Genomic DNA, 6,070 nt, shown 5'->3' with positions numbered 1-6,070 from the left:
TTCGCGCAACGTGGCAAGTTTCATCTGATGGTGTGTTTTATCGGTGGCATTGTCGCCTTTCCCTTTGCCCTGGTTTGGTTTATTGGGTTAATCCTCTATCGTCTCATCCGTCAGCGATTCAAGCCAAGCTAATGCCAATCATGTATCCGGCGTGATACTTTGAAAGGCATTTTTCCGGATTTTCCCTCTTTTGGAGATGATTTTATAGCTTTAAAAACTTAATAACTCAAAAACTTGATTAACGGATAATTCCCAATCTGTAAAACTGCTTAAAACAGGCAGAATATCCGATTCTGCTTTAATGCTGGGTAGGCGATCGCCGCTAAATACCATCATTAATCGGTCTTGTGGATCGATAAACCAACCCAGTTTCGTCGGGTGCATCCGATGTTTGGACAGTCTGCCCTCATCCCCCGGAGCCCCATTCTCCAAAAAAGGGAGAAGCCCTCACCCTCAGTCCCTCTCCCCCTTTGGGAGAGGGATTTAGGGTGAGGGCGGCAAAACTGAGATGCTCCCCCAGATAGTTGAAGAAGCTATTCAAGAAGCTGGAGCAAAACTTATCTACCTCTCTCCTTATTCTCCAGAATTTTCTCCGATTGAAAATTTTTGGTCAAAATCAAAAGAAATCCTCAAAAAATTTCAACCTAGAAACTATGAAGATTTAGTTATTGGTATTACAGAAGCAATGCAGCAAGTCACTCAACAAGATATTCGCAATTGGTTTGCTCATTGCTGTTACTGTACGCGAATGAGTCCACCGAACCGCTATAACGCGCGAGTTCAGGAAGGCGAATAACCTCACGAGGCGGCGCAGATTGCCCTTCGGGAACATGAAGTGCCTGGTACAACATTTCCCAGAGAAACAGCTTATCTTTTGATATGATCGGTCGAATGATGCAGTTCATAACCTTTAGTTTGCATCAAATATATTTAGTATCGAGGACGCCTAGCTCACGGGCGGCTGTGCTGAACACACTGACGCGACAGACTCGTTCCAGGATTTCCAACCAGTTGCGCGGGAATGGCGTATCACCCCAACGAGCCATCTGAGTCATGTGCCATAAATGCTCGGTACGACTGGGGCGATTCACCCCGGGCCCGTGAAATATATGATGAGCATACTCAGCGGTTTTCGGATCTAAGCTACAGGTATCGGAGTTGGGATTGCCCAGTAAAATATATTCTTCCTTGGTATTGACGTATTCCCGACTGGCAACAATCTCGCGGACTTCTTCTGAGTTTTCGGGATCCGCACAGTATTGACAGGCTTCCAGGAGGGCTTTGACTAAGGCGATGTGAGTGTTGGGATAAGCGTTCGCCCAATCTTCGCGCACGCCGAGGACTTTGCCGGGGTGTCCCGGCCAAATTTCCAAGTCTGTGGCGATGGTAAAGCCGACGCCTTCCATTGCGGCCCGTTGGTTCCAAGGTTCTCCCACGCAGAATCCATCGATGGTTCCCGCTTGCAGATCCACCACCATTTGCGCTGGGGGGATGGTTTTGAGTGAGACATCGAAATCGGGGTCAATGCCACCGGAGGCTAACCAGTAGCGCAGGAGCAAATTGTGGATAGAGGAGGGATGCACCATGCCCATGGGATGCTGCAATTGGGGGGATTCTTGGAGGTAGGCTTTAAAATCGGACAGAGTGTATATCCCGCGATCGTAGAAGCGCTTGCACAGGGTGATGGCATTGCCGTTGCGGGTCATGGTTAGAGCGCTGACTAGGGGGGAGGGGTCGGTTTTCATGGCCGCCCAGGGTTAACCACAGGGGCATTCCGGAGGGCATTTGCGCGGCATCGAGGTAGCCACCGACCATGCCATCGACGATCCCGCGCCAACTGGTTTCGCGCACGAGGGTGACTTCATCGAGTCCGTGTTTGGGGAAGAAACCCAGTTCGTTGGCGACTGCTAGGGGGGCGCAGGCACTCAGGGGGACGAAGCCTATTTCCAGGTTGACTTTTTCCAATCCGTGACGGGCGATCGCCACGGTTTTTCGGGCTCGTAGTTTTTTACAATCCCTGACATGACAATTTCCGCAGCAATAATTGCTAACCATGCCAACCCGATCGCAATTCTCAATCCCGTAAAAATATAGGGTAGGGCTGAGGGAATCAAAATCTTAAAGAAAAAGGTTTTGTTCGACAATTGCAAGACTTTGCGAACATTGATGTAATCCTGGGGAATTTGCTGCACACCTACTGCAGTATTAATCAAAATCGGCCAGATTGCTGTAATGAAAATTACAAAAAGTGCAGCCGGTGCGTTTTGTTGTAAGGCGGCCAGAGAAAGGGGAACCCAGGCCAAAGGCGGCACGGTCCTTAGAAACTGGAAGAGGGGATCTAAGGCTTTATTAATCAATGGATTGAGGCCAATTAAAATTCCGACGCTAATCCCGACTACCGCAGCTAACGAATACCCAATTATAACCCGTTTTAAACTTTAAAACGTTTGCCAAAACAGACCCTTGTCTATTCCTCCGCGATCGAACCAGGGATACATCAAATAAACTCGGGTCCGTTCGTTCGTAAATATTTCCAGCGGTCCGGGTAGTTTGGTCAGTCCCACCACAGCCAATAGCTGCCACACGGCGAGGAAAATGAAGATGGCGATCACCGGGGGTATCACTTCTTTGGAGTTTTTTTTCCAGAACGTTGCGATCGCTTTTTGGAAATTAAATCCAGTTGATGGTCTTTCAATATTGGCCGTCATCTCAAAACTCTCTCTTCCTATTTAATCGGTCGAAAACTACCTGCTAATTGTCCATTTTTCAATGAATTGCTTCAATTAGCCCCCCCAAAACTAGATGCGTTTAATCACCAAACTATCGAGATAAGCCTGGGGATTTTCCGGATCGAATTCTTTCCCATCAAAAAACTTTTCAATGCCTCGGGAGGTGTTAGTCGGAATGTCGCTGGCTGGCACCCCAATGTCTGCAGCAGCTTCCCGCCAAAGGTCTTCGCGATTGACTTTATCAATAATCGTCTTAGCATTCCCTAATGTCTCCGGTGGCAAAAAGCCCCAGCGAACGCTTTCTGTGAGAAACCATAGATCGTGGCTCTTGTAAGGATAGGAGACGCTCCCAATTTCGTCTTTCCAATACAACGGTCCCATGTTCGTATCGTTGATATCGGGTTGATTATCACCCTTTTTGTACTCTCCTTTATACGGAGGAATAAGTAGGGCTTGGGGCACGTTGAAGTATCCCGCTTTGGACACAATGGCCGAGAGTTCTTCGCGGTTTTCCCGGATATCGCACCACTGTTGCGCTTCGAGGACTGCTTTTAATAATGCTTTTGTGGCTTTGGGATGTTGGTCTGCCCAATCGGCTCTAATCGCCAAATATTCTTCGGGATGGTATTTCCAAATTTCTGCGGTTAATGCCGCCATAAAGCCAATATTATCGGCGACAATTCTGTACGGCCAAGGATCTCCGGTACTGAAGGCATCCATTGAGCCAGTTTTCATGTTTGCCACGGTTTGTGCCGAGGGGACCGCCAACAAATCGATATCGTTATCTGGATCGATACCACCAGCACCTAACCAATAGCGAATCCAAAAATCTTGGTTGACTTTCGGGAATGTATGAGCCGCTTTAAACGGAGCCCCTGTATCTTTGAGGCTGAGAATGTAGTCTCGCGCTGGGGTGATATCCAGTCCGATTCCTTTACCCAAATGCATATTGGCGATCGCAATTCCATTCCCATGAGTATTCAACTGCGCCAATAGATACATCGGCACTTTTTGATTTCCTTTGGTGATCAGTCCTTCAGAAATCAAATGCGGCATCGGCATCTGCCATTGTCCGCCATCAATACCACCTCCTGCCGAACCGATTTCTACGTTATCCCGGGCTGCCCCCCAGCTTGCTTGTTTGGAAACCTCTACATCAGTCATCCCATATTTAGCAAAGAAGCCTTTTTCTTGCGCAATGATTAGGGGAGAGGCTTCCACAATCGGAATATATCCCAGCTTGATTTGAGTCGTTTCTGGCGCATCGGCGGCGTTGACATTCACCGCTGGAATTTGGGTTGTAGTGCTAGTTCTGGTCCCGGGGGGTTCCGGAGGATTGCCCAAACAGCCTTTGAGAAATACTGAACCTACAGCGGAAGCTCCAGCGGTGAGAAGAAACTTACGTCGTGAGACTGGATCGGAAAAATTAGACATAGAATCTCCTACAACGCTCCCCATGCCAATACGATGCCGCATGGAATCGAGGATGCGCTTTTGTTGCTAAGGGTGAAACCGTGAATTTGAGGATCTTTGATTCCCAGCAAATTCGAGAGATGCTTTTGCCGAAAGAAAGAATGAATTGACACTCCCGATGTCTAAAGACATGGGGATTCTTGCACAGCCTTAGACCAAAGCCTAATTCTGATGGGCGCTGCTCAAAGTGCCTCTAATAAGTCCGCTCAAATCTAATTTGAACTTTCCCTTTACGTTTAGCTGGCGAAGGATATGACGCGCGCCATTACAGCCCGCATTGATATATCCAAACGTTCCAGTTCTAAACAATCCACGCTTTACACGTTTTCCGGGCTTACTGCCACTGTTGCCGGTTTTTCACCGAATTTGGGTAGCACATCATTGTCCAGAAAACTTGCCTTTGCCTAATGATACTCTATAAGAGTAGAGTTTTGCAGAAAAATGCGATAGAGCGCTACATTAACGACCCTCATCATGGTTAGACTACAGTGTAGGCGGTTAAAACCGCTCGTGTGGGCTTTCCACATAGCATCTTTAGAGCGCGAGGCTACCAGCCCTACCGTGTTTCTCTTGTGTCTGTTAACTCGGTTTGTCAGTTCTGTTTCTCAGGATTGACAAGTGGGGAGGACCGACAAGCTCTATCTATCGCTCGTTACTCTGCCGGGAATCGGTTAAACGTAAGTTTACTACAGTTATAGGATAAGTGGATCGATTATTTCCATCAAAGTTTAAATTAATATTAAATAGTGGCTATAGCAATCCTAAATGATTTATGACATAATCCGCTCCCCTCTCCCCCTTTGGGAGAGGCCTGTCCTGAGCCCTGAGCCCTGAGCCCTGAGCCCTGAGCCGGTCGAAGGGTCGAAGGGGGTTGGGGGTGAGGGGATTCCACAACTGATAAAGGAGCTGCTATATAAGGATTTCTTCTGGTTTCTCTGTCTAGGTGAAAACCGCTCAACCACCATAATAGAAAGCCGAAAATAAGCCGAAGAAGCCCACTACAAGGGTTATGGTAGTCGTGACGAGCTGATTTAACCCCGGGTATGAACTAGACTGATAGTATCAATAAGGCTGACCCCTTAAGTTGTTATACTTATGAAGGAGTTAAACCGATCGCATTTAACTGATACTACGAACTAGACTGATAGTATCGATAAGATGGAACCGATAAGAGGTTCTACTTATATATCCGATCCTTTATCAGTTGTGGAATGCCCTCACCCCTTTCTCGTCGGCGGCCCAAAGGGGGAGAGGGGAGCGGATTATGTCATAAATTATTTAGGATTGCTATAGAAGAGTTAAGGCGAGGGCAACGATCAGATTTAACCCAGAGTTAGGACTTCCGCATCAGCATGAAATTGACCTCGTTTAAATATGGGTTTTTTCATAATTGCCTCTACTGGCGATCGCATCGCTCCGTAAGTCCGGCCAGAGCATAGGCTCCCAGGATAACACCGATAAACCGGACTTATGCAACTGCTTTATTCTTGGCTTTTAGAGAATTGGTGGGATGAAAGTTTTCCCTAAAAATAGCGTCTGTGCGTCAGCCCGAATAAACTTTAACCGCTAATTTATTATACTTAAGAAAAGCTCTGAAGGGAATTTATTCGGGAGTACCAGAAACGAGGCGATCGCTTCCCTGGGTTGGATCGTCTCAGGTTATACTATTTTTCAAATTTTCAACAATCTTGTTATGAATCTTTCTTACTCCCCCCATCCCAGGTAGGGCTGTTTGATTCTAGCAAAACCTAGAGGAAGGATCTAGCCACTACAGAGGGTTTGGAGACCAAAACCCTACATCACCGGAAAGGGTTTGGAGACCAAAACCCTACATCACCGGAAAGGGTTTGGAGACCAAAACCCTACAT

Annotated in this window: 5 protein-coding genes and 2 pseudogenes; 1 reads left to right on the top strand and 6 read right to left on the bottom strand. The window is 47.3% G+C overall.

What is annotated here, in order from left to right:
* Positions 1–210: 210 nt before the first annotated feature.
* A complete protein-coding gene (locus tag J0895_RS16485; protein ID WP_207089133.1) occupies positions 211–384 on the bottom strand; it encodes a hypothetical protein in 174 nt (57 codons plus the stop codon).
* 127 nt (positions 385–511) lie between these two features.
* Here J0895_RS16485 and J0895_RS16480 point away from each other — a divergent pair.
* Positions 512–796, top strand: a pseudogene (locus tag J0895_RS16480) (transposase); the annotation flags it as partial.
* Between the two features lie 124 nt (positions 797–920).
* Here J0895_RS16480 and J0895_RS16475 read toward each other — a convergent pair.
* From J0895_RS16475 to J0895_RS16465, 5 genes and pseudogenes are all read right to left on the bottom strand, one after another.
* Complete coding sequence (locus tag J0895_RS16475) at positions 921–1,706, bottom strand: CmpA/NrtA family ABC transporter substrate-binding protein (protein WP_277989855.1); 786 nt, start codon at positions 1,704–1,706, stop codon at positions 921–923.
* Positions 1,630–1,986, bottom strand: a complete 357-nt coding sequence (locus J0895_RS26445) for an ABC transporter substrate-binding protein (protein WP_340643540.1) — start codon at positions 1,984–1,986, stop codon at positions 1,630–1,632. Before J0895_RS26445 ends, J0895_RS16475 begins: the two co-directional genes overlap by 77 nt.
* Positions 1,941–2,426 (bottom strand): annotated as a pseudogene (gene ntrB / locus J0895_RS26820) (nitrate ABC transporter permease); the annotation flags it as partial. The gene J0895_RS26445 and the pseudogene ntrB, both read right to left, overlap by 46 nt.
* Positions 2,427–2,438: 12 nt before the next feature.
* Complete coding sequence (locus J0895_RS26815) at positions 2,439–2,708, bottom strand: hypothetical protein (RefSeq protein WP_340643539.1); 270 nt, start codon at positions 2,706–2,708, stop codon at positions 2,439–2,441.
* Between the two features lie 90 nt (positions 2,709–2,798).
* Positions 2,799–4,163, bottom strand: a complete 1,365-nt coding sequence (locus tag J0895_RS16465) for a CmpA/NrtA family ABC transporter substrate-binding protein (RefSeq protein WP_207089131.1) — start codon at positions 4,161–4,163, stop codon at positions 2,799–2,801.
* Positions 4,164–6,070: the final 1,907 nt, after the last annotated feature.

It is taken from the genome of Phormidium pseudopriestleyi FRX01 (assembly GCF_017313335.1).
GTDB lineage: Bacteria > Cyanobacteriota > Cyanobacteriia > Cyanobacteriales > Laspinemataceae > Laspinema > Laspinema pseudopriestleyi.
The sequence above is the reverse complement of the archived record's forward strand: the minus strand, read 5'-3'. Positions and strand labels throughout refer to the sequence as shown.

Excerpts from the sequence above, each read along its gene's own strand:
- J0895_RS16485 (WP_207089133.1), bottom strand. The coding sequence starts at position 384 with ATGCACCCGACGAAACTGGGTTGGTTTATCGATCCACAAGACCGATTA.
- J0895_RS16475 (WP_277989855.1), bottom strand. The coding sequence starts at position 1,706 with ATGACCCGCAACGGCAATGCCATCACCCTGTGCAAGCGCTTCTACGAT.
- J0895_RS26815 (WP_340643539.1), bottom strand. The coding sequence starts at position 2,708 with ATGACGGCCAATATTGAAAGACCATCAACTGGATTTAATTTCCAAAAA.
- J0895_RS16465 (WP_207089131.1), bottom strand. The coding sequence starts at position 4,163 with ATGTCTAATTTTTCCGATCCAGTCTCACGACGTAAGTTTCTTCTCACC.